This window comes from Kribbella sp. VKM Ac-2568 (assembly GCF_004345365.1).
Lineage (GTDB): Bacteria > Actinomycetota > Actinomycetes > Propionibacteriales > Kribbellaceae > Kribbella > Kribbella orskensis.
On the sequence record NZ_SLVF01000007.1, the window covers coordinates 431,618 to 458,323 of the forward strand.

At 68.8% G+C, this 26,706-nt stretch carries 21 protein-coding genes; 2 read left to right on the forward strand and 19 right to left on the reverse strand.

Annotated features, from left to right (window positions below):
• The first annotated feature begins 25 nt into the window (after positions 1-25).
• A complete protein-coding gene (locus EV648_RS22930; RefSeq protein ID WP_132295268.1) occupies positions 26-3,442 on the forward strand; it encodes a beta-N-acetylglucosaminidase domain-containing protein in 3,417 nt (1,138 codons plus the stop codon).
• Here EV648_RS22930 and EV648_RS22935 read toward each other — a convergent pair whose 3' ends face one another.
• The 13 genes from EV648_RS22935 to EV648_RS22995 all read right to left on the reverse strand — a co-directional run bounded on the left by EV648_RS22935 (position 3,443) and on the right by EV648_RS22995 (position 17,393).
• The gene (locus EV648_RS22935; RefSeq protein ID WP_132295271.1) at positions 3,443-4,939 is read right to left on the reverse strand and encodes a CoA-acylating methylmalonate-semialdehyde dehydrogenase; all 1,497 of its coding nucleotides are present in this window, start codon (positions 4,937-4,939) and stop codon (positions 3,443-3,445) included.
• Positions 4,936-5,802 carry a sugar phosphate isomerase/epimerase gene (locus EV648_RS22940; RefSeq protein WP_132295274.1) on the reverse strand — a complete coding sequence of 289 codons (867 nt, stop codon included), beginning with the start codon at positions 5,800-5,802 and terminating at the stop codon, positions 4,936-4,938. The genes EV648_RS22935 and EV648_RS22940 overlap by 4 nt, the downstream gene beginning before the upstream one ends.
• On the reverse strand, positions 5,799-6,809 hold the full coding sequence (locus EV648_RS22945; RefSeq protein WP_132295277.1) for a Gfo/Idh/MocA family protein: 1,011 nt from the start codon (positions 6,807-6,809) through the stop codon (positions 5,799-5,801). Before EV648_RS22945 ends, EV648_RS22940 begins: the two co-directional genes overlap by 4 nt.
• Positions 6,806-7,693, reverse strand: coding sequence for an ATP-binding cassette domain-containing protein (locus EV648_RS22950; protein WP_132295280.1), 888 nt, complete (start codon positions 7,691-7,693; stop codon positions 6,806-6,808). Before EV648_RS22950 ends, EV648_RS22945 begins: the two co-directional genes overlap by 4 nt.
• The gene (locus EV648_RS22955) at positions 7,690-8,733 is read right to left on the reverse strand and encodes an ABC transporter permease (RefSeq protein WP_132295283.1); all 1,044 of its coding nucleotides are present in this window, start codon (positions 8,731-8,733) and stop codon (positions 7,690-7,692) included. Before EV648_RS22955 ends, EV648_RS22950 begins: the two co-directional genes overlap by 4 nt.
• An 8-nt stretch (positions 8,734-8,741) precedes the next feature.
• Positions 8,742-9,737 carry a sugar ABC transporter substrate-binding protein gene (locus tag EV648_RS22960; protein ID WP_132295286.1) on the reverse strand — a complete coding sequence of 332 codons (996 nt, stop codon included), beginning with the start codon at positions 9,735-9,737 and terminating at the stop codon, positions 8,742-8,744.
• An 81-nt stretch (positions 9,738-9,818) separates the two neighbouring features.
• Positions 9,819-10,712, reverse strand: coding sequence for a TIM barrel protein (locus EV648_RS22965; protein WP_132295289.1), 894 nt, complete (start codon positions 10,710-10,712; stop codon positions 9,819-9,821).
• The gene (iolD, locus tag EV648_RS22970) at positions 10,705-12,624 is read right to left on the reverse strand and encodes a 3D-(3,5/4)-trihydroxycyclohexane-1,2-dione acylhydrolase (decyclizing) (RefSeq protein ID WP_132295291.1); all 1,920 of its coding nucleotides are present in this window, start codon (positions 12,622-12,624) and stop codon (positions 10,705-10,707) included. Before iolD ends, EV648_RS22965 begins: the two co-directional genes overlap by 8 nt.
• 46 nt (positions 12,625-12,670) lie before the next feature.
• Positions 12,671-13,561 carry a 5-deoxy-glucuronate isomerase gene (gene iolB / locus EV648_RS22975; RefSeq protein ID WP_132295293.1) on the reverse strand — a complete coding sequence of 297 codons (891 nt, stop codon included), beginning with the start codon at positions 13,559-13,561 and terminating at the stop codon, positions 12,671-12,673.
• Between the two features lie 49 nt (positions 13,562-13,610).
• On the reverse strand, positions 13,611-14,483 hold the full coding sequence (locus tag EV648_RS22980; RefSeq protein ID WP_132295576.1) for a deoxyribose-phosphate aldolase: 873 nt from the start codon (positions 14,481-14,483) through the stop codon (positions 13,611-13,613).
• Between the two features lie 89 nt (positions 14,484-14,572).
• Positions 14,573-15,514, reverse strand: a complete 942-nt coding sequence (gene iolC / locus EV648_RS22985; RefSeq protein ID WP_132295295.1) for a 5-dehydro-2-deoxygluconokinase — start codon at positions 15,512-15,514, stop codon at positions 14,573-14,575.
• A complete protein-coding gene (locus tag EV648_RS22990) occupies positions 15,514-16,395 on the reverse strand; it encodes a sugar phosphate isomerase/epimerase (protein ID WP_132295298.1) in 882 nt (293 codons plus the stop codon). Before EV648_RS22990 ends, iolC begins: the two co-directional genes overlap by 1 nt.
• Positions 16,392-17,393, reverse strand: a complete 1,002-nt coding sequence (locus tag EV648_RS22995; protein ID WP_132295301.1) for a Gfo/Idh/MocA family oxidoreductase — start codon at positions 17,391-17,393, stop codon at positions 16,392-16,394. The genes EV648_RS22990 and EV648_RS22995 overlap by 4 nt, the downstream gene beginning before the upstream one ends.
• Before the next feature lie 173 nt (positions 17,394-17,566).
• Between EV648_RS22995 and EV648_RS23000 the strand changes: the two genes are divergently transcribed.
• Complete coding sequence (locus tag EV648_RS23000) at positions 17,567-18,304, forward strand: GntR family transcriptional regulator (RefSeq protein WP_132295304.1); 738 nt, start codon at positions 17,567-17,569, stop codon at positions 18,302-18,304.
• Between the two features lie 91 nt (positions 18,305-18,395).
• On the opposite strand, the gene EV648_RS23005 is transcribed toward EV648_RS23000, so the two are convergent.
• The 6 genes from EV648_RS23005 to EV648_RS23030 form a co-directional block, all read right to left on the reverse strand.
• The gene (locus EV648_RS23005; RefSeq protein ID WP_132295307.1) at positions 18,396-23,261 is read right to left on the reverse strand and encodes an NAD-glutamate dehydrogenase; all 4,866 of its coding nucleotides are present in this window, start codon (positions 23,259-23,261) and stop codon (positions 18,396-18,398) included.
• A gap of 122 nt (positions 23,262-23,383) precedes the next feature.
• Positions 23,384-23,596 carry a ferredoxin gene (locus EV648_RS23010; protein ID WP_132295310.1) on the reverse strand — a complete coding sequence of 71 codons (213 nt, stop codon included), beginning with the start codon at positions 23,594-23,596 and terminating at the stop codon, positions 23,384-23,386.
• Positions 23,593-24,822, reverse strand: a complete 1,230-nt coding sequence (locus EV648_RS23015) for an NADH-ubiquinone oxidoreductase-F iron-sulfur binding region domain-containing protein (RefSeq protein ID WP_132295313.1) — start codon at positions 24,820-24,822, stop codon at positions 23,593-23,595. The genes EV648_RS23010 and EV648_RS23015 overlap by 4 nt, the downstream gene beginning before the upstream one ends.
• Entirely contained in the window at positions 24,819-25,391 is a 573-nt protein-coding gene (locus EV648_RS23020) for a hypothetical protein (RefSeq protein WP_132295316.1), read from the reverse strand. The genes EV648_RS23015 and EV648_RS23020 overlap by 4 nt, the downstream gene beginning before the upstream one ends.
• Complete coding sequence (locus EV648_RS23025) at positions 25,391-26,299, reverse strand: FAD:protein FMN transferase (protein ID WP_132295319.1); 909 nt, start codon at positions 26,297-26,299, stop codon at positions 25,391-25,393. Before EV648_RS23025 ends, EV648_RS23020 begins: the two co-directional genes overlap by 1 nt.
• Positions 26,296-26,613, reverse strand: a complete 318-nt coding sequence (locus tag EV648_RS23030) for a hypothetical protein (RefSeq protein WP_132295322.1) — start codon at positions 26,611-26,613, stop codon at positions 26,296-26,298. Before EV648_RS23030 ends, EV648_RS23025 begins: the two co-directional genes overlap by 4 nt.
• Positions 26,614-26,706 lie beyond the last annotated feature (93 nt).

Consider the following 26,706-nt stretch of genomic DNA (forward strand, 5'->3'; position numbering starts at 1 on the left):
ACCCGTCCTGCCTTGAGGAGACTCGATGCGCTTCCGCCCGCACCCACTCCTGTCCACCGTCGGCGCGATCGCGCTGGCCGCACCATTGGCGCTGGTCCCGCCAGGAGCTGCGGCCGCCGACACTCCACCGAGTGAGGCTGCCCTGGTGTCACCCGAACCGCAGCAGCTGACCCAACGAGCCGACGGCTTCCCGATCACCCCGGTGGTCGGGCTGGTCCGGGGGAAGGATTCGGACGCAGACTCCGAGCGCGCACTCCGGCAGGTGCTGCAGCGCGCCGGTGTGACGACAGTGCGAACCACCGACGGTAGTGACCCCGGTACGCCGACCACCTTCTGGCTCGGCCAAGGCGATGCGCCCCTCCAGCATCTGCACCTCAACGGCAGTGCGGGTCTCGCTGCGGAGGGCTATGTGCTCGCCGCCGGGCGGGACAAGGAGGGCCGCGGCCACGTGGTCCTGGACGGCGTCGACACCGACGGCACGTTCTACGCGGCGCAGTCGTTGGCCCAGTTGGTGCAGGCGCGGCCTGGCACAGACTGGATGCCGGGCGTGGCGATCAGGGACTGGCCGACGATGCGGTACCGCGGCTCGATCGAGGGGTTCTACGGCACGCCGTGGTCCCACTCGGACCGGCTCGACCACCTCGACTACCTCGGCGCGCACCGGATGAACACCTACGAGTACGCGCCGAAGGACGACCCGTACCACCGCGAGACGTGGCGCGAGCCGTACCCCGCCGACAGGCTGGCCCAGCTCGGCGAACTGGTCACCCGGGCCCGTCAAAACAAGGTGGACTTCACCTTCGCCCTCTCCCCCGGCCTCGACATCTGCTACACCTCCGAGGCGGACTTCCAGGCGCTGGTGGCGAAGTTCGAGGCGCTCTACGCCCTCGGCGGCCGGTCGTTCAACGTGCCGCTCGACGACATCGACTACAACGTGTGGCACTGCGACGCCGACCGGGCGAAGTACGGGACCGGCGGTGGTGCGGCCGGCCGGGCCCAGAGTGACCTGCTGAACCGGGTCCAGCGCGAGTGGGTGGAGACCAAGCCCGACGTGGCACCCCTGCAGATGGTGCCCACGGAGTACTACAACGTCACCGAAACGCCGTACAAGAAGGCGTTGCGGGAGTTGCTCGACTCCGACGTCGTGGTGCACTGGACCGGCATCGGGGTGGTACCGCGGACCATCACCGCCGCGCAGGCCGCACAGGCGAAGGCGGTGTTCGGGCACGACATCCTGATCTGGGACAACTACCCGGTCAACGACTATGCCGCCGGCCGCCTGCTGCTGGCCGACTACAGCGGACGCGAACCGGGCATCGCCGACCACGTCGCCGGGGTGATCTCGAACCCGATGAACCAGGCCGCGGTCAGCAAGGTGGCGCTGTACTCGTTCGGCGAGCTGGGCTGGAACCCGGCGACCTACGACGAGCAAGCCTCCTGGTTGCGGGCACTCGACGAGCGTGCCGGTGGCGACGACGCGACTGCCCGGGCTCTGCGGGTGTTCGCCGATCTGAACACGTACGACGGCACGCTGCACTCGGAGAGCGCACCGGAGTTCGGAGCGGCGGTGGATGCTTTCTGGAAGACCTGGCGCGCCGGTGATCGGTCTGGAGCGGTGAAGATGCTGCGGCCGCAAGTGAACGCCGTGGCAGCCGCACCGGCCGTGATCCGTTCCGGTGTCGTCGATCCAGCCTTCTCTGACGAGGCAGAGTCGTGGCTCAAGGCAACGGAACTGTGGGGACAGGCGATGCAGCGGGCGCTGGTCCTGCTGGCCGCCCTTGACGCCGGCAACGGCGCGACGGCCTGGACCGAGCGACAGCAGATCACCACGCTGATCAACCAGGCGAAGGCGATCCGGGACAGCCGGGCACCTCACAACGGAACCTATCCGCGGATCGGCGAGCGGGTGGTCGACGAACTGCTGGCCGAGGTCGGCAGGGTGCACGACCGCTGGCTCGGCGTGGTGCCGGGCCGGACTGCCACGACCTCGCTCGGCACCTACCAGGACAACGTCCCGGCACGGATGGTCGACGGCGATCCGAACACCTTCTTCTGGAGCAACGGCAGCCCCGGGCCGGGCGCCGAAGTACGGGTGGATCTTGGCGACAGCACGGAGATCAGTGACATCGCCTTGCTGATGGGCAAGTCGAACAGCCCGAACGACTACATCCACTCCGGAGCGCTGGAGTACTCGGTCGACGGGACGCAGTGGACGGAACTGGCTCGCGGCACGACCGCAGAGGTCCGCGCGACCGCGCCTGTCGGCACCAAGGCGCGGTATGTCCGCTACCGCGCGCTCACCTCGAACGACTTCTGGCTCGTCGTCCGGGAGTTCTCCGTCCAGACCGTCGGCAGCGACAAGACCACGCTGACCGTCACCGGCTCGCCTACGCCCGCCACGGGCTCGTCGTACCAGCGGGCTGCCGATGGCAACGTCGAGACGGCGTACGTCGCTTCGGGTGCTCCGGCGCAGGGTGATGCCCTGGTCGCGACCTTGTCGGCCCCTCGCAAGCTCGCCGCGCTGACGGTGCTCCAGCAGGCCGGTGGTGTCGGCCAAGCGCAGGTCGAGGTACGGGTCGGTGGCGAGTGGCGCCCGGTCGGGTCTGTGGGCACCGCCTATGCCGAGCTCGACACCCAGGATCTGCTCGCTGAGGCGGTCCGCCTGGTGTGGAAGGACGGAAGCCCTGCTCCGCAGGTGGCCGAACTGGTACCGCGCTGGGCCGATACGCCGTTGGTGACGCTCAGTGTGGATCCGGCTGAGGCCGATGTCGTGCGCGGCCAGGCGTCGACAATCACCGTCAACCTCTCGCCCGCCGGGGCTCAAGATCTCACCGGCACGCTCGCGATCACTGCGCCAGCGGGTTGGGCCGTCACGCCATCGAGCACCACGGTCACGGTGACCCGCGGCTTCACCCGGTCTGTCGCCGTGAAGGTGATGCCGCCGGCCGACGCGGCGCTGTCTTCGGTCGACCTTCCGGTGACCTTCAGCGTCGGCAGCGACACCTTCACCACCTCTGCTGCCCTCTCGGTCCGGCCGAAGACCTCCACAACCAACGTGGCCGTGCACAAACCGGTGACCGCCTCAGGCGTCGAGCCCGGCACGTCGTACACGCCTGAGCTCGCGGTCGACGGAGACCCCGCCACTCGCTGGGCCTCCGGGTACGACGATGCGTCCTGGCTGCAGGTGGACCTCGGTGCAGCGACAGCGCTCGGCAAGGTCGTACTCCGCTGGGAAGCGGCGTACGGGAAGGCCTACCAGGTCGAGGTGTCCGACGACGGCAACACCTGGACCACGGCCGCGGAGGTCGCGGACAGCGACGGTGGCGTCGACACCGTCTGGCTCGACGCCACCGGCCGCTACGTCCGCCTGCAAGGCGTCAAGCGAGCCACCACCTACGGCTACTCCCTCTACGAACTGGAGGCCTACCCGACCACCCAGTGATCAGTCGTGGGTGGGGAAGCCCAGGTTCAGCCCGCCGTGGGACGGGTCGAGCCAGCGGGAGGTGATCACCTTGCCGCGGGTGAAGAAGTGGACGCCTTCGGTGCCGTGCGCGTGCGTGTCACCGAAGAGCGAGTTCTTCCAGCCGCCGAAGGAGTAGTAGGCCATCGGCACCGGGATCGGGACGTTGACGCCGACCATGCCGACCTCCACCTCCGTCTGGTACCGGCGGGCGGCGCCACCGTCGTTGGTGAAGATCGCCGTGCCGTTGCCGTAGGGGTTGGAGTTCACCAGGTCCAGCGCCGCGTCGTACGACGGGACGCGGACGACCGAGAGCACTGGGCCGAAGATCTCGTCGGTGTAGATCGACATGTCCGGGGTGACCTTGTCGAACAGCGTCGGGCCGAGCCAGAAGCCGTCGTCGCCACCGTCGAACGGACCTTCGCGACCGTCGACGGCCAGCTCGGCGCCTTCGGTCACGCCGGCCTCGACATACCCGACGACCTTGTCGCGGTGGGCGCCGGTGACGAGCGGGCCCATGTCGCAGCCGCGGGTGCCGTCGCCGGTCTTCAGCGTCGCCATCCTGGTCCGGATCTTCTCGATCAGATCGTCCGCGACGGGCTCGACCGCGATCAGCGCGGAGATCGCCATGCAGCGCTCACCCGCCGAGCCGAAGCCGGCGTTCACCGCGGCGTCCGCGGCGAGGTTGAGGTCCGCGTCGGGGAGCACCACCATGTGGTTCTTCGCGCCGCCTAGTGCCTGCACCCGCTTGCCGTGCGCCGTACCGGTCTCGTAGACGTAGCGGGCGATCGGGGTCGAGCCGACGAACGAGACGGCCTTGATGTCCGGGTGCTCGAGCAGCCGGTCGACGGCCTCCTTGTCACCGTGCACGACGTTCATCACGCCGTCGGGCAGACCGGCCTCCTTCCAGAGCGCGGCCACCGCGTTCACCGCCGACGGATCCTTCTCGGACGGCTTGATCACCACGCTGTTTCCGCAGGCCACCGCGATCGGGACGAACCACAACGGCACCATCGCCGGGAAGTTGAACGGCGAGATCACCGCGACCGCCCCGAGCGGCTGGCGGATCGAGTACACGTCGACGTTGGTGGAGACGTTCTCGCTGAAGCCGCCCTTCATCAGGTGCGGGATGCCGCAGGCGAACTCCACCACCTCGAGGCCGCGGGTCACCTCGCCGAGCGCGTCCGACAGCACCTTGCCGTGCTCGGCGGTGATCAGTGCGGCGATCTCCTCCTTCCGCTCGTTCAGCAGCTCGCGGAAGGCGAACAGCACCTGCGCACGCTTGGTGAGCGAGGTCCGGCCCCACGCCTTGGAGGCATCGTGGGCGACTTTCACCACCTCGTCGACAGTCGCCGCCGAGGCCAGGTCCAGCTCGCCGGTGGCCTCGCCGGTGGCGGGGTTGTAGACCTTGCTGGTGCGCTCGGAGACGCCCGTCCAGGGGGTCCCGCCGATCAGATGGGTGATTCGCTCAGTGCTCACAGCTGCATCCCTTGCTTCATCAGTAAGTCGGTGATCTTCTCCCGCATGAACGTGCTCGAGTCCCGGGCACGTTCCTCCCAGGCGAAGACGCAGGCGGTGACGGTGCCGTCGAACCCGACCGCGGCCAGGCTCTCGAACAGCTCGTCGAAGTCGACCTCGCCCTGGCCGATGTCCAGGTGCTGGTGCACCCGGACGGTCGAGCCGGGCGGGTTGACGATGTAGCGCAGACCGGACGACCCGGTGTGGTCGAACGAGTCGGCGACGTGAACGTTGGTCAGCAGGTCACCCGCGTACCCGATGATCCCCGGAGCGTCGTTGCCCAGGTGGAACGTATGGGGTGCGCAGTACAGAAAGCTCACCAGCGGGCTGTTGATACCGCGGATCAGGTCGATCGCGGCGCGGCCGCCCTCCTCGAAGTCGTCCGGATGCGGCTCGAGGACGAGCCGGACCCCTTCCGCCTCGAAGACCGGAAGCAATTCCTCCATCGACCGCCAGAACTGCGACTCGCTCCTGGCGGCCTGCTCGGGCCGACCGTTGAACTCGGAGTTCATCACGTCCACGCCGAGCTCGGCGGTGATCCGGATCGCGCGCTTCCAGTACCGGACCGCCGCCTGCCGGTCGTCCTCGTCGGGCCCCGACCACTTGTACAGCGGAAGCACCGACGAGACCCCGACCCCTGTCGCCGCCAGCTCGGCCTTGAACGCCGCCACCCTCGCGTCATCCACCCGCGGGTGGTTGAAGAAGGGCAGGAAGTCGTCCCGCGGCGAGAGCTCCAGCCACTGGTAGCCCAGGTCGGCCACCAGTCCGGGGAGCTCCAGCATCGGAACGTGCCGGAACATGTAGGGGTCGAGGCTGAGTTTCACCCGAACACCTCGCTACGGCTGACCATCTCGACCTCCACCGGGCGACCTTCCTGCAAGGACTGCACGCCGGCCGTGCAGACCGCGGCGGCGGCATATCCGTCCCAGGCCGTCGGGCCGTCGATCTCGCCCTTCGCCGCGGCGTTCACCCAGCGCTGGACCTCGATGTCGTACGCCAACCCGAAGCGGACCCGGAAGTCGTCCGGCACCGCACCACCCCAGTGTCCGGCCGCCCTGGTCAGCACGTCGACCCCTAGGCCGATGGTCGCGCTGCCCCGCTCGGCGACCGCCTCGCAGCGCACTTCGTAGCCGACCTGGAAGTTGACGAACACCTCCACGTCGGCCAACGCGCCGCTCGCCATCTCGAACACCGCGAACTGCGGGTCGAGCACGCCTTCGCCGACCAGGCTCGTCGGCTTCGGCGTGTGCAGGGTGATCCGGGTGATCTCGTCGCCGAACAGCCACCGCGCCACGTCGACCTCGTGCACCATCGAATCGCGCACGATCATCTCGCTGCGGAACGTCTCGGGGACGGTCTTGTTCCGGTGCACGTTGTGCAGCAACAGCGTCCGCCCCAGGTCACCAGAGTCCAGCAACCGCTTCAGAGCGGCGTACTCCGGGTCGAAGCGGCGCATGAACCCGACCTGGATCAGCGGCCGGCCCGTCTTGTGCTCGGCCTCCACCACCCGCAAGGACGACTCGGCGTCCATCGTCAGGGGCTTCTCGCAGAGCACGGGCTTTCCGTGCTCCAGGCACGCCATCAGCTGGTCGGCGTGGGCGAAGCCGGGGGACGCGATGATGACCGCGTCCACCTCGGCGTCGCCGATCAGGGCCAGCGGATCGTCGATCACCCGGACGCCGTCGAGCGCCGTCGCCAGGGTGGTCGCACGGGCCACGTCGGGATCGGACACGGCGACCAGCCGGGCGCCGGAGGTCCGCCGCGCGACCCGCTCGGCATGATCGGCGCCCATCATCCCGACGCCGATGATGCCGATCCTCAGCTCCGTCATCCCGCCCCCTTGTCCAGTGGAGATTCGACCGCGACCTGTCCGTTGCCCTCGACTCGCTCGACGACCAGCTCAGGGTCGACGCCGCGCAGCTCGTGGCTGAGCGCCTCGAGCTCGGACCCACCGGCCATCTCGTTGGTCAGTTGCTCCAGGCTGATGTCGGCCCGATGGGTGTCGAGCGAGACCCGGCCCAGCTTCAGCACCACGAAGTGGTTGCCGACCAGGTAGGCGTGGTGCGGGTTGTGGGTGATGAAGACGACTCCCAGGCCGGCGTCACGGGCCTTGACGATGTACTTCAGCACCACGCCGGACTGCTTCACGCCGAGCGCGGCGGTCGGCTCGTCCAGGATCAGCACCTTGGCGCCGAAGTAGATCGCCCTGGCGATCGCGATGCACTGGCGCTGACCGCCGGACAGCATTCCGACCGGCTGCTCCAGGTTGGGGATCGAGATCCCCATCTTGGTCAGCTCCTCGTGGGCGATCCGCTTCATCTTGGTGGCGTCCATCGTGCCGAGCGCCTTGGTGATCTCGTTGCCGAGGAAGAAGTTCCGCCAGACCGACATCAGCGGCGCCAGCGCCAGGTCCTGGTAGACCGTGGCGATCCCGCTGTCGAGCGACTCGCGCGGCGAGCTGAACCGGCGCTCCTCGCCGTTCACCGACAAGACCCCGTCGGTGTGCTCGTGCAGGCCGGCGATGATCTTGATCAACGTCGACTTGCCCGCGCCGTTGTCGCCGAGCACGCAGGTGATCTCACCCTGCCGGACGGCCAGGGTGACACCACGCAACGCGTGCACGTTGCCGTAGCTCTTGCCCACGTCGTCCAGATGGACGATCGGCGAGGTCGGACTGGTGGTGGCCTCTTCCGCGAACCCTGTGGTGGTACTCATCTCAGATCCGCCCTCCTCTTCACGGCAAGGTTGACGATGGTTGCCAGCAGCAACATGACGCCCAGGAACGCCTTGAACCAGTCGGCGTTCCAGCCGGCGTAGACGACGCCGAGCTGGGTCATCCCGAAGATCAGTGCGCCGATCGCCGAACCCACCACCGAGCCGTAGCCACCGGTCAGCAGGCAGCCGCCGACCACCGCCGCGATGATGTAGATGAACTCCTTGCCGACACCCTCACCGGACTGCACGACAGCCTGGTTGAAGAGCAGGTGCATGCCGGAGAACCAGGCGAAGACCCCGACCGTGATGAACAGGCCGATCTTGACCCGCTTCACCGGCACGCCGACCGCCCGGGCGGCCGCCGCGTCACCGCCGACGGCGAAGATCCAGTTGCCGACCTTCGTCTTCAGCAGCACCCAGGTCCCGAGCGCGACGAACACGATCCACCAGACGACCAGGATCTTCACGTTGAGCGGGCCCAGCTTGAACTCCGAGGCGAACACCGCCTGGGCCGAGGAGAACCCGTCCATGTCGCTGATCGAGTTCGACGAGACCGTGCCGGACAGCACCCGGGTGACACCCAGGTTGAGGCCCTGCAGGATGAAGAAGGTGCCGAGCGTGACCAGGAAGCTCGGCAGCCCCGTGCGCATCAGGAGCCAGCCGTTGAACGCACCGATACAGATCATGACGACCAGCGACACTGCGACGCCGACCCACACGTTGGTGCTGAACTGGTAGGAGAACAATCCTGCGGTCAGACCTGCCGTCGTCACCGCGACACCGGCCGACAGGTCGAACTCACCGCCGATCATCAGCAGCGCCACCGGCACGGCCATCACGCCGATCAGCGCGGACTGGTAGAGGATCGTGCCCGTGGTGGCGAGCTCGCGGAACGGCGGCGCGACGATCAGGAAGAACACCAGCACCACCACGGCGCCGACCAGCGACCCGACTTCCGGCCGGCTCAGCAGTCGCGCACCCAGGGACCGGGACGATACCCGGTCGTCGACCGTCGGCGGCGCCGTCAGTGTGGAAGCCATGACGATCCTCAGCGCGTCCCGCCGGCGGCGAACTTCTCCACCGCTGCGACGTTGCCCTTGTCGATGAAGGCAGGACCGGTCAGCGTGGGCTGGCCACCGCCGATGGTGTTGCCATTGGTCTTGTAGAGCCACAGGCTGTCGACCGCGAGGTACCCTTGGAGGTACGGCTGCTGGTCCACGGCCCACTGCACATCGCCGGATTTGATCGCGCCGATCAGGTCCTTGTTGGTGTCGAAGGTGCCGACCTTGGCGCTCGAGCCCGCGTCCTTGACCGACTTCACCGCGGCCAGCGCGAACGGCGCGCCCAGGGTGACGACGTAGTCGATGCTCTTGTCCTGCTGGAGCTTCGACGTCATCGTGGTCTGGCTGCCAGGCATGTCGGTGCCGGTGATGTAAAGCTTCTCGACGTTCGGGAACTTGTCCTTGACGCCCTGGCAGCGCGCCTCCAGGCCGACGTGGCCCTGCTCCTGGATCACACAGACGGCCTTCTTGGCGCCGAGCTCGGTCAGCTTCGCGCCCGCGGCCTGGCCGGCGATCCGCTCGTCCTGACCGAAGTAGCCGAGCGCACCCGCCGCCTGCCAGGCCTCGATGCCGCCGTTCAGCGCGACCACCGGGATGCCGCCGTCGGCTGCCTTCTTCACGTTCGCCTGCATCGCGTCCGGCTTCGCCAGGGTGACGGCGAGGCCGTCGACCTTCTGGTCGATCGCGGTCTGCACCAGGTTGGCCTGGTCGGCGCCTTCCGGCGCACCGGAGTACTGCAGTTCGACGTTGTCCTTCGCCGCGGCCGCCTCAGCGCCCTTGCGGACCAGGTCCCAGAACGTGTCACCTGGGGCCGCGTGCGTGATGAACGCGACCTTCATCCGCGGGGTGTCCGCAACGTTGCCCGCGGCCCCTCCGGAGCTCTCTTCCTCCTGCTTGCCGCCGGAGGAACTGCACGCACCCAGCGCCGCGACCAGCACGAGCGCCGCCCCCGTGGCCACCGCCTTCTTCTGCCACCGAACCATGACTACAACCAGCCTTTCAGACGTTTCCGCGGTAACGCCGCGGCGTGTGGGTGTGACCATGCAGAGTCACTCTGCTGGTCGTCAAACGGATACACCACCCCCGTGGCTCCTGAGGTAGGACAAAGTCCGCTCCGCGATCGGGAGCGGGACGTCGGGTGGGCAGGGATACATGTCCTGCTCCACGATCGCGAACAGGTCCGCGTCGAGGCCGGTCAGCGCGTCGAGCACGGGCCCCAGCTCGGGAATCCCGAGCGGCGGCTCGCACATCACGCCGCGCTTGACCGCCTCGTCGAAGCCCAGTCCTTCTTCCTGCACGGCCGCCAGGACGACGGGGTCGACCTGCTTGAGGTGCACGTACCCGATCCGCTCCGGGTACTGCTGGATCAGCTGCAGGTTGTCGCCACCGCAATAGCTGATGTGCCCCGTGTCCAGGCAGAGGTTGACGTGCTCACCGTCGGTCTCGGCGAGGAACCGCTCGACCGTCTCCTGGCTGTCCACGTGCCCGTCCGCGTGCGGGTGGAACTGCGTCTTCAACCCGTACTCCGCGGCGATCCGCCGGCCGAGCTCGGTGACCTGGTGGCCGTGCCGCGCCTGAGCCTCATGATCCAGGCGCGGTTCGACCACCTCCCCGTTCGGGCCGCGCCACATCGAGGGGATCACCACCAGGTGCCTGGCTCCCATCGCCGCGGCGAGCTCGGCCGCGGCCGAGACGTCACGCCAGGTCGAGTCCCAGGAGTCCGGCCGGTGCAGGTGCTCGAAGATCGTGCCGGCGGTGACCTCGAGGCCACGCTTGTCCAGCTCCTCCTTCAGCCGCGAAGGATCCGTCGGCAGGTAGCCGAAGGGGCCGAGCTCGATCCGCGTGTAGCCGGCGGCCGCGACCTCGTCGAGGAACCGCTCCCAAGGCGTCTGCTGGTCGTCGTTCGCGAACCAGACGCCCCACGAGTCCGGCGCACTGCCGACCTTGACCTCACCCATGGTTGTCCCCCTCGATCGGCGCCAGGTACGGGCGTTGTGCCTTCTTGGACTCCACGTACGCCGCGGAGGCGGTCTGCGTCGTCTCCAGGTCCGACACCTGGCTGACCGGGACGTCCCACCAGGAGTCGCTGTCCGGCGCTCCGATCAGCGGATCCGTCTTCACGTGGATCGCGATCGGCCCGGTGGCGGCCTTCGCCGTACCGATCGCCTTCTCCAGCTCGGCGCGGCTGTTCACCTCGATCACCTCTACCCCGAGGCTGCGCACGTTCGCCGCGAGATCCACCGGCAGGTAGTCCCCGTCGAGCCGCCCGTCGCCGCTGCGCCGCCGGTACGACGTACCGAACCGCTGGGAGCCGAGGGATTCCGACAGGGCGCCGATGGAGGCGAAGCCGTGGTTCTGGACCAGGACGACGATGATCTTGACGTTCTCCTGGACCGCGGTGACGAGCTCGCTCGACATCATCAGGTACGACCCGTCGCCGACCATGACGAAGACGTCCCGGTCGGGAGCGCCGAGGCGGACGCCGAGCCCGCCGGCGATCTCGTAACCCATGCAGGAGTAGCCATATTCGACGTGGTATCCCTTCGGGTCGCGGGTCCGCCAGAGCTTGTGCAGGTCGCCCGGCATCGAGCCGGCCGCACAAACCACCACATCACGCGGCTCCGACAATTCGTTCACGGCGCCGAGCACCTCGCCCTGGGTCAGCAGTCCGTGCGCGAGGTTGTCCACAACCTCCGCAGGCGGGTTGTACGCCTGCTCGACGGTCTCGTCCCAAACTCGCGCCAGCTCGGCGGTCAGATCCTTGTACTTTTCCTGTACAGACCAATCGCCGACCGCGGATCGCAAGGAAACAAGGGCTTGTCTGGCATCCGCGACGAGAGGGAGACCGCCATGCTTACCACCGTCGAACCGCGCCACATTGATGTTCACGAACCGCACGTCCGGGTTCTGGAAGGCGGTTCGCGACGCCGTCGTGAAGTCGGCGAAGCGGGTCCCGACGCCGATCACCAGGTCGGCGTCCCGCGCCAGCGCGTTGGCCGCCGTCGTACCGGTCGAGCCGACCGCGCCCACCGATTGTGGGTGGTCGTAGCGCAGCGATCCCTTGCCCGCCTGGCTTTCCGCCACCGGGATACCGGTCGCCTCGGCGAACTCGCGCAACGCGTCCTGCGCCTGCGAATAGGCCACGCCACCGCCGGCCACGATCAGCGGCCGCTCCGACGACCTCAGCAGCTCTACCGCCTTGTCGACAATGGATGCCTCGGGCAACGGCCGGGCGACGTACCAGGTGCGCTCGGCGAACAGCTCCTCCGGCCAGTCGAACCCCTCGGCCTGGACGTCCTGCGGCAGGGCGATCGTGACGGCGCCGGTCTCCACCGGGTCGGTCAGCACCCGCATGGCGTTCAGCAGGGCCGATGGCAACTGCTCCGGCCGCCAGACCCGGTCGAAGTACTTCGAGACCGGGCGGAACGCGTCGTTCACGGAGACGTCCCCGCCGGTGGTGCTCTCCAGCTCCTGCAGCACGGGTGTCGCGACCCGGGTCGCGAAGACGTCCGAGGGAAGCAGCAGCACCGGCAGCCGGTTGACCGTGGCCAGGGCCGCGCCGGTGATCATGTTGGTCGAGCCGGGCCCGATGCTGGCTGTGCAGGCATAGGTCTGCAGGCGGTCACGGGTGCGGGCGAACGCGGACGCGCTGTGCACCATCGCCTGCTCGTTGCGGGCCAGGATGTAGGGCAGCGCCTCCGGATCCTCGAGCTCGGCCTGCAGCAGCGCCTGACCGAGGCCTGCCACGTTCCCGTGCCCGAAGATGCCGAAGCAGCCGGCGAACAACTTCTGCCGCTGCCCGTCGCGCTCCGAGTACTGAACGCTCAGGAATCGCACCAGCGCCTGCGCGACCGTGAGACGGACCGTCATCGCTCTCCTCCGAAAGATCGCCGCGGATTTGCTGTCGGGGACATGGTCATCGGTCCTCGCCGAACGGCAGGCGCGGGTCGATCGGCTGGGTGTTCCACAGCTCCCGGACCCAGCCGTGCTGCGGGTCGTCGCTGATCAGCCACTCGCGTTCGGTGCCGGGACCGGCCATCACGTTCAGGTAGTACATGTCATAACCAGGAGGCGCCATCGCAGGACCATGCCAACCGTGGGGCACCAGCACCAGATCCCCGCCGCGCACCTCGGCCAGGACGTCGATGGGGCGGTCCTCGGTGCCGTAGACCCGCTGGTAGCCGATCGGGTCGTTGCCCTTGACACCCTCAGGGGCATCGTCGGACAGCTGCAGCTCGAAGTAGTAGATCTCCTCGAGCTCGCTCTCCTTGCCCGGCTTGTGCTCGTCGTGCTTGTGCGGCGGGTAGGACGACCAGTTCCCGGCCGGGGTGAGAACCTCGCACGCGATGATCGAGTCCGCCTCGAGCACCGCGGGTGTACCGAAGTTCCGCACCTGCCGGGAGGCGACACCCGCACCGCGCAGCTCGGTCTCGACCTGCTCGACGCCGATCCGCCGGAACGGGTAGTCCGAAGCGGCCTTCGCATGTGGGAAGGCGATCCGGGCGCCACCCGCGCTGACCACGGCGACGGTGGTACCCCGCGGCACGTAGGCGAAGTCGGTCGGGCCCGCGAAGACGTCCGCGCGACCGCCCAGCGGCAGGGTCTCCCCATCCACGACCACCTCGGCGGAGCCGCTCAGCGGGAGTACCAGGAACTCGGAGTCACCCGTGTCGAACTCGACCGACTGCCCGGGCCGCAACGTCGCGACGTACAGGCCGGTGTGGTGCCAGTCCTGCTCGCCCGGGCTGACCGCGAGCTCGAAGCCGTCCCGCGCCGTGGAGCCGGCGGGCCTGAACCAGGCGGTCATGCGGCACCCCCTCGGGTGGCTACGGCAGCTTGAGGAACATGCGGCGCGGTCATGCGGCACCTCCGTGGACTAGGGCGGCGGCTTGGTCTACGGCTGAAGCTACGTCGCCGTCCGGGGGGAAGAGGAGAGCTCGGCCCACTACGAGGCCGCGGACCGACGGAAGGCTCAGCGCCTTGCCCCACGACGCGTAGGTCTCCTCAGGGGCAACCGTCGGGTCGCCACCCAGCAACAAGGTCGGCAGCGTGGTGGCCTCCATCACCCGGGCGAGGTCGTCGACGACCGGGAGCTTGAGCCAGGTGTACGCGCTCGTCGCGCCGAGACCGGAGGCGATGTGCACCGACTTGATCACCGAGTCCGGATCGAGCAGGTTCGTCACCCGACCCTCCTTGTGGACCGACCAGAATGGCTCGACCATCGCCATCAGCTTGCGCTCGGCAAGCTCGGTAACAGCCTTCGCGCTGCTCTCCAGCGTCGCCACCGTGCCGGCGTCCTCGAGGCAGATCCTGGTCAGCATCTTGCCGCCGTCCAGCCGGCGCGCGGCGATGTCGTCCGCCGAGCCGTATGCCGTGAACCGGTCGTCCAGCTCGAACGAGGCACCCTGCAGGCCGCCCCGGTTCATCGAACCGATGACGAGCTTGCCCTCCAGGGCGCCAAGCAGGAGCAGGTCCTCCAGGACGTCGGGGGTCGCGAGCACGCCGTCGACACCCGGCCGCTTCAGCGCGGTGCAGAGCCGGTCGATCAGCGCAGGCCGGCTAGCCATCGCCATCCGGTCGTCGCGGACGCCGAGTGCGCCGCGGGCCGGGTGATCCGCCGCGACGATCAGCAGTCGCCCATCCTCACCGACGACCTCCCGTCGCCGCCGCTGCTGCCATGCCTCGGCAATCCGCTCAGGATGCCTGACCCTGATCTCGGTGAGGTTGATGTTGCTCAGCTCGCTCGTGCTGAGCCCGTGCTGAGTAGGGTTCAGGCTCGCGCGGCCGGCCGTGCCGGCGGTGTGGCTGGTGGGGTGGTTCATGCAGGCTCACCCATCAAGGTCAGGACCTCAGACTCGGTGGGCATGGCGGTGGAGCACTCGAGGCGGGAGGCGACGATGGCGCCCGCGGTGTTGGCGAAGCGGATCACCTTCTCCAGCGGCCAGCCGGCCAGCAGCCCGTGGCACAGCGCGCCGCCGAAGCCGTCGCCGGCGCCGAGCCCGTTCACCACCTCGACCGGGAACGGCGGTACCTCGACCCGCTCGTCCCGGGTCCGAGCGAGCGTGCCCTTCGGCCCCTGCTTCACCACCGCAAGGTCGAGCCCGCGATCCAGCAGCGCCTGAGCCGCCTTGTCCGGATCGGTCTCGCCGACCGCCACCTCGCACTCCTCCTTGTTGCCAACAGCAACGGTGCAGTGCTCGAGTGCCCGGCTGACCTGGGAGTGCGCCTCGCTCGGGTCCGCCCAGAACATCGGCCGGTAGTCCAGGTCGAGCACTGTGATCGGCTTCCGCTCGCGAGCCTCCCAGGCGGCGAAGTGCGCCGACCGGCTGGGCTCGGCCGACAACCCCGTCACCGTGGACCAGTAGATCCTCGCGTCCTTGATCGCCTGCAGATCCAGCTCGTCCGGATTGATAACGAGGTCCGGCGCCTTCGGGAAGCGGTAGAAGTAGAGCGGGAAGCTGTCCGGCGGGAAGATCTCGCAGAACGTGATCGGCGTCGGCAGCCCCTCCACCGGTGTCACGAACCGGTCGTCCACGCCGAGCTCGAGCAGCGTCCGGTGGATGAAGGTGCCGAACGGGTCATGACCGGTTCGGCTGATCACCGCCGACTTCCGCCCGTGCTTCGCCGCGGCGACCGCGACATTGGTGGCACTGCCGCCGAGGAACTTGCCGAAGCTCTCGACGTCCTCCAGGTGCGTGCGGGTCTGCAGCGGATACAGGTCGACGCCGATCCGCCCGATGGTCAGTACGTCGTCAACCATCAGACTGCCTCGGCCAGACGCCGAAGGTGCTCGATGCTCGCCCGTACGTCGACCAGTGGTCCCTCACCGTTCGGGCGGTCCTGCAGGATCGTGTCCTGCTCGAGCACGTACCAGCCGCTGTACCCGGCCTTCTCCAGCGCCCCGACGATCGCGGCGATATCGATGTCACCACCACCGAGCGGGCGGTACATCCCCTGCCGCACAGCATCGGTATAGCCGACCTCACCGGCCTGGACCTTCGCGGCCCACGCAGCGTCCACGTCCTTGAGATGCGTGTGCACGATCCGGTCCGCGTGCTTCAGCGCGAGCGCCACCGGGTCGACCCCGCCGATCAGCAGGTGACCGGTGTCGAGCGTCAACCCGATCGTGGAGCCTCGCAGCACCCGGTCCACGTCCGCCGCGTTCTCCACCATCGTGCCGACGTGCGGGTGCAGCGTCGCGGTGACCCCGTGCTCGGCGGCGATCCCGGCCAGCTTGTCGAGATTGGCGAGCAACGTGTCCCACCCGAGGGAATCCAGCACCGGGCGGTCGTCGTACCCCTCCTGGCCGGTCGCGGCGGCGAGCACGAGCGTGCCGGCCCCGGCCGCGACGAATCCCACGAGCGACCGCAGCACCTCCGCGGCCGGATCGTGCGAAGGATCATGCAGTACTACGGGGACGAATCCGCCGACGGCACGGAGTCCCAGGTCGGCGAGCGTCTTCGCCTTCAGCGCCGGGTCGTCCGGCAGGAAGCCATCCGGGCCGAACTCCGTCGCGGCGATCCCCACGTCGCGCATCTGCGCGAGCACGGTCTCCGGGTCGTACTGCCAACCCCAGCCCGGGACCTCGCAGACACCCCAGGAGATCGGGGCTCCGGCGATCCTGGCAGCAACGTCACTCATCGACCGATCTCCTCCAATGCCACCACGCGGTTCTCATGACGGGACAGTTCGCAAGCGTCGGCGATCCGGAACGCCTGCAGGGCGTCGCGGACCGTGCAAGGCACCTCGCGGGTGCCGGCGACCACCTCGGTGAAGGCGGTCAGTTCGGCGATGTAGGCCGGCCGGAACCGGTCCATGAAGGTGGCGTGCGCCGGGCCGCCGGGGAAGGTCACGCCGGCTTCGGCGGACTTCAGCGCGGTGTGTTCGTCGAGGCCGACGGCGACCGAGCCCAGGCTGCCGAGCACCTCCATCCGCACATCGTGGCCGGCCGCGTTGTAGCGGGTGCCGCTGACCGAGACGAAGGTGCTGTCGTCGAGCGTGAGGAGCGCGGCGGCCGCGTCGACGTCGCCGTAATGGCCGAAGAAGGCCTCGCCACGGTTCGCGCCGGTGGCGAAGACGCTGACCACCTCGCGGCCGGTGACGAAGCGGATGATGTCGAAGTCGTGCACCGTGCAGTCGCGGAAGAACCCGCCGCTGGTCGGGATGTACTCCTGCGGCGGCGGGAACGCGTCATTGGTGTTCGCGCGGATGTGGTGGATGAAGCCGAGGTCACCGGCCTGGACCTGCTGCCGCGCGGCCTGGTAACCGAGGTCGAAGCGGCGCTGGAAGCCGATGTGCACCGGCACGTCCGACGCCTCCACCAGCGAGACGACCCGCTGGGTGTCGGCGAGATCCTGGGCGACCGGCTTCTCGCAGAAGGTCGGCAGCCCGGCCGCGACGCCCTTGGCGATCAGGTCCGCGTGCGCCGAAGTGGCTGCCGCGATGACGAAGCCGTCCAGGTCGCTACCCAGCAACTGGTCCACGTCCGCGGTGAACTCGAGGCCGAGATCCTTGGCGACCAGCTCCGCCCGGCTCGCGTCGGCATCGGCCACCACCACCTGGTCCACCGCCGGCAGGCTCTTCAAGGTCGCCGCGTGGAACGCGCCGATCCGCCCGACTCCGACCAACCCGATTCGCATCCTGTGCCCTCTCGAAAGGCTCGTGTCTGAGTGATCCAGGGCCGCGGGAGGTCGCGCCAGTCGCAGCACCGGTTCGTTCCGGTTAGCCTCACCCGGTCGGGCAAGAGTGTCAATACTTTGTTAGCACATTTTCACATCGGGACATACAAACGTCCTTCATGTAACCTCCTGCCATGGCCGCCCTGCCGATCCAGATCGATCGGACGAGCCCGGTGCCGCTCTACCACCAGCTCGCCGAGCAGCTCACTGCTGCCATCAGCGACGGCACCCTGCGTCCGGGCGACCCGTTCGAGAACGAACTGGCGATGTCCGACCGCCTCAGCCTGTCCCGGCCGACCGTGCGCCGCGCGATCTCGGAACTGGTGAACAAGGGTCTGCTGGTCCGCCGCCGCGGCATCGGCACCACCGTCGCCAACCAGATGGTGCATCGCCGCGCGGAGCTCACCAGCCTGTACGACGACCTCGAGCGCGAGGGCAGAACCCCGCGGACCGACGTCCTGTCCCTGGTCCGCTCCGCCCATGACGATCGCGCCGCCGAGGCCCTCGGGCTTCCTGCGGGCACTCCGCTGGTCTCGATCGTCCGGCTCCGGTACGCCGACGACCTGCCGCTGGCGATCCTGCGCAACTGGTTGCCCCCGGCAATGGACGACCTGACTGTCGAGCAGCTCGTGGCCGACGGCCTGTACGCCGTACTCCGGGCCCGCGGGGTCCGCCCGACGGTGGCCCGCCAGCGGATCGGCGCCCGCAATGCCACCGCCGAGGAACGCCGCACCCTGCACATGTCCAAGGCCGAGCCACTGGTCACCATGACCCGCAGCGCGTACGACGCCGACGGCTCCCCCGTCGAGTTCGGCGACCACTGCTACCGGGCCGACCAGTACTCCGTCGACGTCATCGTCAGCGAACGCTGACCCCTGCCACCACAAACGCAGTACGTCCGAACAACCGAGCGCCATAGCGCTCAGTTCTTCGGACGCAAGCGACAGCTGCGGGGGCGGGGGGTCAGGCCTGGTTGCTGAGGAGGGTTCGGACCAGGCGGAGGCCGACGGAGAGGTGAGCCAGTTCCGGCCCCTCGGTGTCGACGATCTCGTCCATCATCGTGGCCGCTCGGGACAGTGCCGTCTCGTTCATGTCCTGCCAGGCGATCACGCGGTCCTCCGGCTCGGCCGCGTCGTCCGTCATCTCGAGCACCTGCGCCGTGAGGCGGGCGTGCACCGCGTGCAGGTCGTCGCGCAGGGCAGCACGGGCCATCGTCTGCCAGCGGTCCATCCGCGGCAGGCCGATGATCCGCTCGAGGAAGAGCCCGAGCTGGAGCCGTTCCCCGAGGGCGAAGTGGACCTTGGCGACCTCCAGCACGTCGAGGTCCTTGCCGTCGGCGGTCTCCACGATCCCCAGCGCCGCGTACGCCGGCGGGAGGACCGCGATCCGGGTGGCGAAGTCCGCCGGGACCCCCTTCAGCACCAGGGCTTGCCGGCGCTGCTCGAACAACGCCAGCTCCCGGCCCCGCAGTACCTCCGGAAGCGCGGTGGTGAGTTTGGCGATGCCGGGCGAGAAGAAGTCGATCAGCTCGGCGATGTCGACCGGCGGGCGGCGGTTGCTGACCAGCCAACGGGTCGCGCGCTCGACCAGGGTCCGCGTCTCCAGCCGCATCGCGGTCTGGGTCTGGGCGTCGACGACGTTGTCGAGCTCGGAGTTGCGGGCGAGCAGCTCGGGCTGGGCGAAGATCCGCGACGCCGCGAGGTTCGCCCGGACCACGTCCTCCACCGAGCCGCCGGTCTCCAGCGAGAGCCGGTGGTAGGCGGTGATGCCGGAGGAGTTGATGAACTCGTTCACCACCTGGGTGGTGATGATCTCCCGGCGCAGCTGGTGCGACTCGACCTGCTCGGCGAAGCGGTCCTGGATCGCCCGCGGGAAGTAGCTGATCAGCTTGGATTCCAGGTACTCGTCGTCGGGCAGCGTGCTCTTCAGCAGCTCCGCCTCGAGCACGATCTTGGTGTAGGCGATCAGCACCGACAGCTCGGGCGAGGTCAGCCCCTTGCCCTCGGCCTTGCGGCGCTTGAACTCCGCGATGCTCGGCAGGAACTCCAGCTCCCGGTTGAGCAGCCCCTCGCGCTCGAGCCGGCGGACCCAGTCCTGGTGGACGTGCATCAACGCGGGCGCCTGCGCGGTCGCGTTGGCCAGGCCGATGTTCTGCCGGTAGTTGCTCTTCAGCACCAGGGCGGCCACTTCATCGGTCATCGACGCGATCACGTCGTTGCGCTGCTTCTCGGTCAGGTCCCCGTCGGCGACCACCTTGTCCAGCAGGATCTTGATGTTCACCTCGTGGTCGGAGGTGTCCACACCGGCCACGTTGTCGATGAAGTCGGTGTTGATCCGGCCGCCCTTGGCGGCGTACTCGATCCGGCCGAGCTGGGTGAAGCCCAGGTTGCCGCCCTCGCCGACCGCCTTGGCCTGCAGGTCCTTGCCGTTGATCCGGATCGCGTCGTTGGCCTTGTCGCCGACGTCCCCGTGCGACTCGGCGCTCGCCTTCACGTAGGTGCCGATCCCGCCGTTCCAGAACAGGTCGACCGGCGCCTTCACGATCGCCTGCATCAGCTCCGCCGGCGTCAGCGTCGACGGGTTGCCCTCCAGCCCGAGCGCGGCCCGGACCTCCGCGGAGATCGGGATCGCCTTGTCGGTCCGCGCGTAGACCCCGCCGCCGGACGAGATCAGCGCGGCCTCGTAGTCCGCCCAGGACGAGCGCGGCAGGTCGAACAACCGCCGCCGCTCGACATACGAAGTCGCCGCGTCCGGGTTGGGGTCGAGGAAGATGTGCCGGTGGTCGAAGGCCGCGACCAGCCGGATGTGCTCCGACAGCAGCATCCCGTTGCCGAACACGTCACCGGACATGTCGCCGACGCCGACGACGGTGAAGTCGGTGTTCTGGCAGTCGTGGCCCATCTCGCGGAAGTGCCGCTTGACCGACTCCCACGCACCGCGCGCGGTGATGCCCATCGCCTTGTGGTCGTAGCCGACCGAACCACCCGAGGCGAACGCGTCACCGAGCCAGAAGCCGTACTGCTTGGCCACGCCGTTCGCGATGTCGGAGAAGGTCGCCGTGCCCTTGTCGGCGGCGACCACCAGGTATGCGTCGTCCCCGTCGTAGCGGACCACTTCGCGCGGCGGGACGATCGCACCGGCAACGATGTTGTCGGTGATGTCGAGCAGCCCGGAGATGAACGTCTTGTACGACGCGATCCCCTCGGCCAGCCAGGCGTCCCGGTCCGCGGCCGGGTCCGGCAGCTGCTTGGCGTAGAAGCCGCCCTTCGCGCCGACCGGCACGATCACCGAGTTCTTCACCATCTGCGCCTTGACCAGTCCGAGCACCTCGGTACGGAAGTCCTCGCGCCGGTCCGACCAGCGCAGACCACCGCGCGCGACCGCGCCGAAGCGCAGGTGCACGCCTTCGACCCGCGGTGAGTAGACGAAGATCTCGTACGCCGGACGCGGCTGCGGCAGGTCCGGGATCGCCTTCGGCTCCAGCTTGATCGAGATGTAGTCGCGCGGTTGCCCGTCCGGTCCCGGCTGGTAGTAGTTCGTCCGCAGGGTGGCCTTGATGACGGTCAGGTAGCCGCGCAGGATCCGGTCCTCGTCCAGGCTCTGCACGGTGTCCAGGGCGGCGACGATCTCCTTCTCCAGCTGGTCCACCGCGTTCGTCCGGTCCGGGTCGTCGGCGGCACCGTGAGCGGGGTCGAAGCTGGTCTCGAACAGCCGGACGAGCAGGTTCGCCACGTCGACGTGGTTGAGGAAGGTCCGCTCGATGTAGAGCTGGCTGAACGGCGTACCGCCCTGCCGGATGTAGCGCTGGTAGGCGCGCAGGATGGAGACCTGCCGCCAGCTGAGGTTGCCGCGCAGTACCAGGGCGTTCAGGCTGTCGCTCTCGGCCCGGCCTTCCCAGACGGCCTGGAAGGTCTCGGAGAAGAGCCTGCGCAGCTCCTCCCGCTCCTGGTAGCCACCCGGCGTCCGCAGTCCGAAGTCATAGATATACGCCGTGTCCGCGGGCCGGCGGATCTCGTACGGCCGCTCGTCGATCACTTCGACACCCATGTGCGTCAGCAGTGGGAGCACCTGGGACAGCGACAGCGCGGTACCGGTCCGGTAGACCTTGAAGCGGCGCTCGCCCTCCCAGGCCTCGTCGATCGGGGTGTAGAGGGACATGGCCAGGCCGTCCTCGGCGGGCAGGCCGTCCAGGATCGTCACGTCCTTGACCGCGACCCGGGCGTCGAAGTCCTCCTTGTACGCCTCCGGGAAGGCGGTGGCGTACTGGCTGCTCAACCGGGTGACGGCGCCGTCGCCGCCGAGGGCGTGCAGCGCGACGTTGAAGTCGTCCTGCCAGGCGCGGGTGGCCTCGACCACCTTCTGCTCGAGCAGGTCCGCGTCGAACTCGCCGACGGTCTCGCCCTGCTTCATCCGGACGACGAAGTGCACTCGGGCCAGCACGGACTCGGTCACGTAGGCGGCGTAGTCCACAGACTCCGCGCCGATCGCGTCCTTGAGGATCTGCTGCATCTTCAGCCGGACCGCGGTGGTGTAGCGGTCACGCGGTAGGTAGACGAGGCAGGACAGGTACCGGTTGTAGACGTCGCGGCGGACGAACAGCTTGACCGCGCGGCGCTCCTGCAGGTGCAGCACGGACTGCACGATCGGCAGCAGGTCCTCCACCGGCGCCTGCAGCAACTCGTCGCGCGGGTAGGTCTCCAGCACGTCCAGCAGGCCCTTGCCGCTGTGGCTGTTCGGGTCGAAGCCGGTCAGCCGGAACAGCTCGAGCGCCTTGCGGCGCAGTACGGGCACCTGCATGACGCTCTCGGTGTACGCGGTGGACGAGAGCAGGCCGATGAACCGCAGCTCGGACACCGGCTCGCCGTCCTCGTCGAACTGCTTGATCCCGACGTAGTCCAGGTACGACGAGCGGTGCACGGTCGAGCGGGAGTTCGCCTTGGTCAGGATCAGCAGCTTCTTCTCCCGGGCCTTGGCACTCACCTCCGGCGGCAGCAGTCCGGTGTTCTCGTCCAGCTTCGGGTCCTGGCGCAGGATGCCGAGGCCGGTGCCGGGCACGCCCCGCAGGACGCCCTGCTCTCCGCGCATGGTGAAGCTGTACTCGCGGAAGCCGAGGAAGGTGAAGTGCTCATCGGCGAGCCATTCGAGCAGCTCCCGGGCCTCCTCCACCTCGCCGGCGCTGACCGGCAGTTTGCTCGGGTCGAGCCCGGCGGCGATGTTGATCGCCTTCTCGTGCATTTTCGGCCAGTCCTCGACCGCCTCGCGGACGTCGTTGAGGACCTTCAGCAGCGCCTTCTCCAGCTCCCGGTGCTCGGTGGTGTCGGAGATGCGATCCACCTCGAGGTGCATCCAGCTCTCCCGGACGAGGTCGTGCTCGTCGGCCGGGGCAGCGTCGTCGAGGACCTCCTGCAGAGTGCCGGCGATGTCCCGGCGGACCACGAACTGCGGGTGCACCAGCAGCTGCAGCTCCAGGTTCCGCTCGGTGATCACCATCGCGGCCGAGTCGACCAGGAACGGCATGTCGTCGACCACGATCTCCACCACGGTCTGGCCGTTCGCGGTCCAGCCGTGCTCCTCGAGCGTCGGCGTGAACACCTGCACCTTGGCGGTGCCCTGCGGCCGCGACAGCGCGGACTTGTAGTGGTGCCTGGCAGCGCCCAGACAGTCGGTCGGTTGCCGCTCGGCGACGTCCTCGGCGGCCACGTAGCGGTAGTACCGCTCCAGGAAGGTCTTCAGCTTCCCGGGGTCGACCGACTTGTCGTGGCCGTGTGTTCCGGCCTCTACCGCCTTTGCGAGAACATCCGCCTTCTGGACGTCCAGCTTGCTCTGCATTCCCCACCGTCTCCACGCGTGACATGACGCTCTGCGCCGGGCCGCACGCCTTTGTGCGCCTCCCTCAGACATTAGTCCACTTCAGTCACTGGTGTGATGTCGGGACGGTCCTTTCCGATGCCTTACAGATCACCTTCAACACCTCTGGACAACCGCAGCGCGAGGGCTGGACAGGCCAGTACCGCGCGGCGTGCGTTCGTCACTTCACCGCGGGTGATCTCGCGTCCCCGGAGCACCGGGAAGCCCCACTCGTCGAGCACCACGTCGTCCGGGAGCAGCGTCGCGCAGAGGCCGTGTCCGTCGCACCGGGTCCAGTCGATCTCCAGCTTATTCACCACGCACCTCCAGGCACCGGTAGGACTCCTCGTACTGCGCGACCGCAGCCGCCGGCGCCCAGGTGGCTCCGGACGTCCTCACCGAACACGTCGAGCGCAGACGCCAGGAAGCGGGCCGAACCGTCGGGGTGAGCGCAGGCTCCTCGCCCCGGGACGAGGCCCAGGTGGCGCTGCGCGTCGTGCCAGCCGGCGGGGTCGCCGTTCAGCAGCCGCCCGAAGTCGTCGACCAGTGCGGCCAGACCGAACACGCACGGCCCGCACTGCCCTGCCGACTGGCTCGCTAGCCACTCGGCGACCCGGTGCACCTCGCCCAGTGGACAGGTGTCCGTGCCGAGCGCCAGGACGATCCCAGCACCCACCCGCACGTCCGGCCGGCTGAGCTGTACGCCGGTCGCCTGCGGCAGCCACCGACCGTGGTACCCGCCGATCAGGATCGCGCCGGTCTGCGGCGCTCCGGCGAACTGGAGAACCGTCTCCAGCGGGATGCCCGTCGGTGTCTCGATCACCCCGGGCCGGTCGACTGCCCCGGCGACCGTGAGCAGGTGTGTGCCGGGTTCGCTGCTCAGGCCGGTGCTGCTGAACTCCCTGGAGCCGAGCCTGGCCAGTACTGCGAGCTGGGCGAAGGTCTCCACGTTCGACAGGAACGTCGGGCGCCGGTGGTACCCCTTCCGCGTCGGCAGCACCCTCCGCCCGGGCGGTACCGCGAGCCCTCCTTCCAGAACACTCAGCACGGCTCGGGCCTCACCAGCCACGAAGCGGCCAGGCGTATCGGCCACCTGGACGTCCACCGCGTCCTGGCGCTCCAGCAGCGCGGCCCGGATCGACGAAGCCGCTGCCGCGTCGTGGACCGCTACCAGGACCTGTGGGGCGCCCAGTGCCTGCGCCAATCCAGTGGCTCCGTCCAGGACCAGGTGAGGGGCCAATGTGAGCAGCAGCCGGTCCTTGCGACTCAGTGGCTCGCTCTCGGAGCCGTTGACGACCACAGCCTCGATGCCCCTCGAAGGTAGGTCCGCCAGCTTGAGCGCGACCGGGAAGGCGGCTCCGCCCCGGCCTCGCAGCCCGACTGCCGTCGCCAACTCGGCGTAGGTCTCCCTCGACAGCTGCGGCATCGGCCCGTGGGTCCAGAGGTGCCGGTGCAGCTCCGCCCGTCCTTCCTTGAGCCCGGCGAGCAGCCGCGGCTGTCCGATCGCCCGAAGCTGTAGTGGGTTCTCCTGCAGGATCGTCATTGGAATCTCCCCGCGCGCGCCAGACTGAGCGGCGTACTGCGTTGGTCCTCGCGGCGGCGGAGGCGCACGGCCACGGAGGTACCGACTGCGGCCAGGCAGCCGATGGTGATGGCGAGCATCCAGGGCGTACCGCGATCGGTACCGGCCAGCAGGCTGTGGCCGATCGACAACAGCCAGCCGAGGGAGGCTGCGAGGTGAATCGACCGCCAGCGCTTCGTGAAGGCCTCAGAACGGGCCAGCCGTCCTCTGGCAGCGCCGACCAGTGCGGCGAACACCAGGCTGTAGGCAGCGAGCGCTCCGACGGTCACGGCGAACGGGCGGTAGCCGGAGCCGAACGGCCAGACCACTGCCGAGGCGCTGATGTCCACATAGCTGTCGGAGATCACCGCGATCACGTGTGCGACCAGGAGCAGCAGGCCGGTGACTGCGGCCGAGCGGTGCACGTACTGCAGCCAGAACCGCCGCTCCGGCTTACGACTGCCCGCGCCGAGGGCTCCGAGCGACGCCGCGATCGTGAAGAAGACCAGAGCCATCACTCCGGCCGCCCGGGCCAGGTACCACAGCGTCATCAGGCGGCCCTACTAGCTGCGGGCCAGCCGGCCAGCTCGATGACTTCGCCGTCCTCGTCCACCAGCCGTGCCGGATGCCCCGCCAGCGTCAACCGCCCGAGGGCCGTGTCTCCCGTGGCCACGAGCGCAGTACTGAAGGTGTTCGCCCGTACTGCGGACGGCGCCCAGACCGAGGCGGTTCGCCAAGGGCCGTCCGCGGGTCGTCCCGTGCGGGGGTCGATGACGTGGTGCGCGAAGCCGCCCGGGGTGGACCAGCGCCGCGCAGTACGGGTGGAGGTGGTGAGGCCGCCGTGGGCCAGGGTCACCGCGACGCCGGGGTCACCTTCGCGTTCGGCGACTTCGATCACCCAGGGCTCGGCCGGAGTACCGGCTGCGCGTAGGTCTCCGCCGATCTCTACGAGTACTGCGCACCCGTGGCGCTTGCTGAGTACGAGTGCTGCGCGGTCTGCGGTCCATGCTTTGGCGGTCGCGCCGAGGTCTAGTGTCGTGCCCTTCGGGATACCGATCAGGGCGAGTCGGCGGTTCAGCTGGACCTGCTCCCAGCCGGGGACAGGACCGCTGGAACCGGTCGCCTGCGGGAGGCGACGGCGTACGGCCTCGATGTCGTCGTCGTAGCCGGCGGCCACCACGGCGCCGCCCACGGTCGGATCCACAGCGCCACCGCTCATGGAGGCGGCTACCAGGCTCACGTCGACGAGGTCGACCAGGAGCCGCGAAACCGGGACCATCGAGCCGGCCCGGGCATTGATCGCGGACAGCTCGGAGTCGGGGCGGAATCGGCTTGCCGCCTTGTCCACACGATCCATCAACGCCTTGAGCGCTCCGCAGGCCGCACTTAGGACAGCGGGGTCATCGACCGTCAGGCGAACTGTGCAGCTCCACGCCTTCCAGCTTCGCGAGGCGGTCATGAGCCGTGGCTCCCGCCCTGGGTCGGGGAATCCTGCTGGGCCGAGCCCAGACCGCCGCTCCCGCTGTCGCTGCTGCCGTTGTCGCTGGAGCTACTGCCTGAGTCGCTGGGGCCGGAGCTGCTCGAAGTGCCGTCGTCGGTGCCGGTGGTGGCCTGGGTGCCACCGGAGTTGTCGGGCTGGCGCGCGGCCAGGACGGCAACGGCGAGGCCGGTGCCGGTGACGCCGAGCACGGCGGTCGCGACGGCTGCCGCCGCGGACCGGCGGAGCCAGCGGGTGCGGTCGGGGTGCGGATCGAACGCTTCAGTGGTGACCATGCCGGCAGCGTCGCGGCGCGGGCCCTAGGCGCACGCCAAGAGACCATCAAGCCGAGGTCAAGTTCTGCTGAGACTCTCCTGAGAGACCACCTT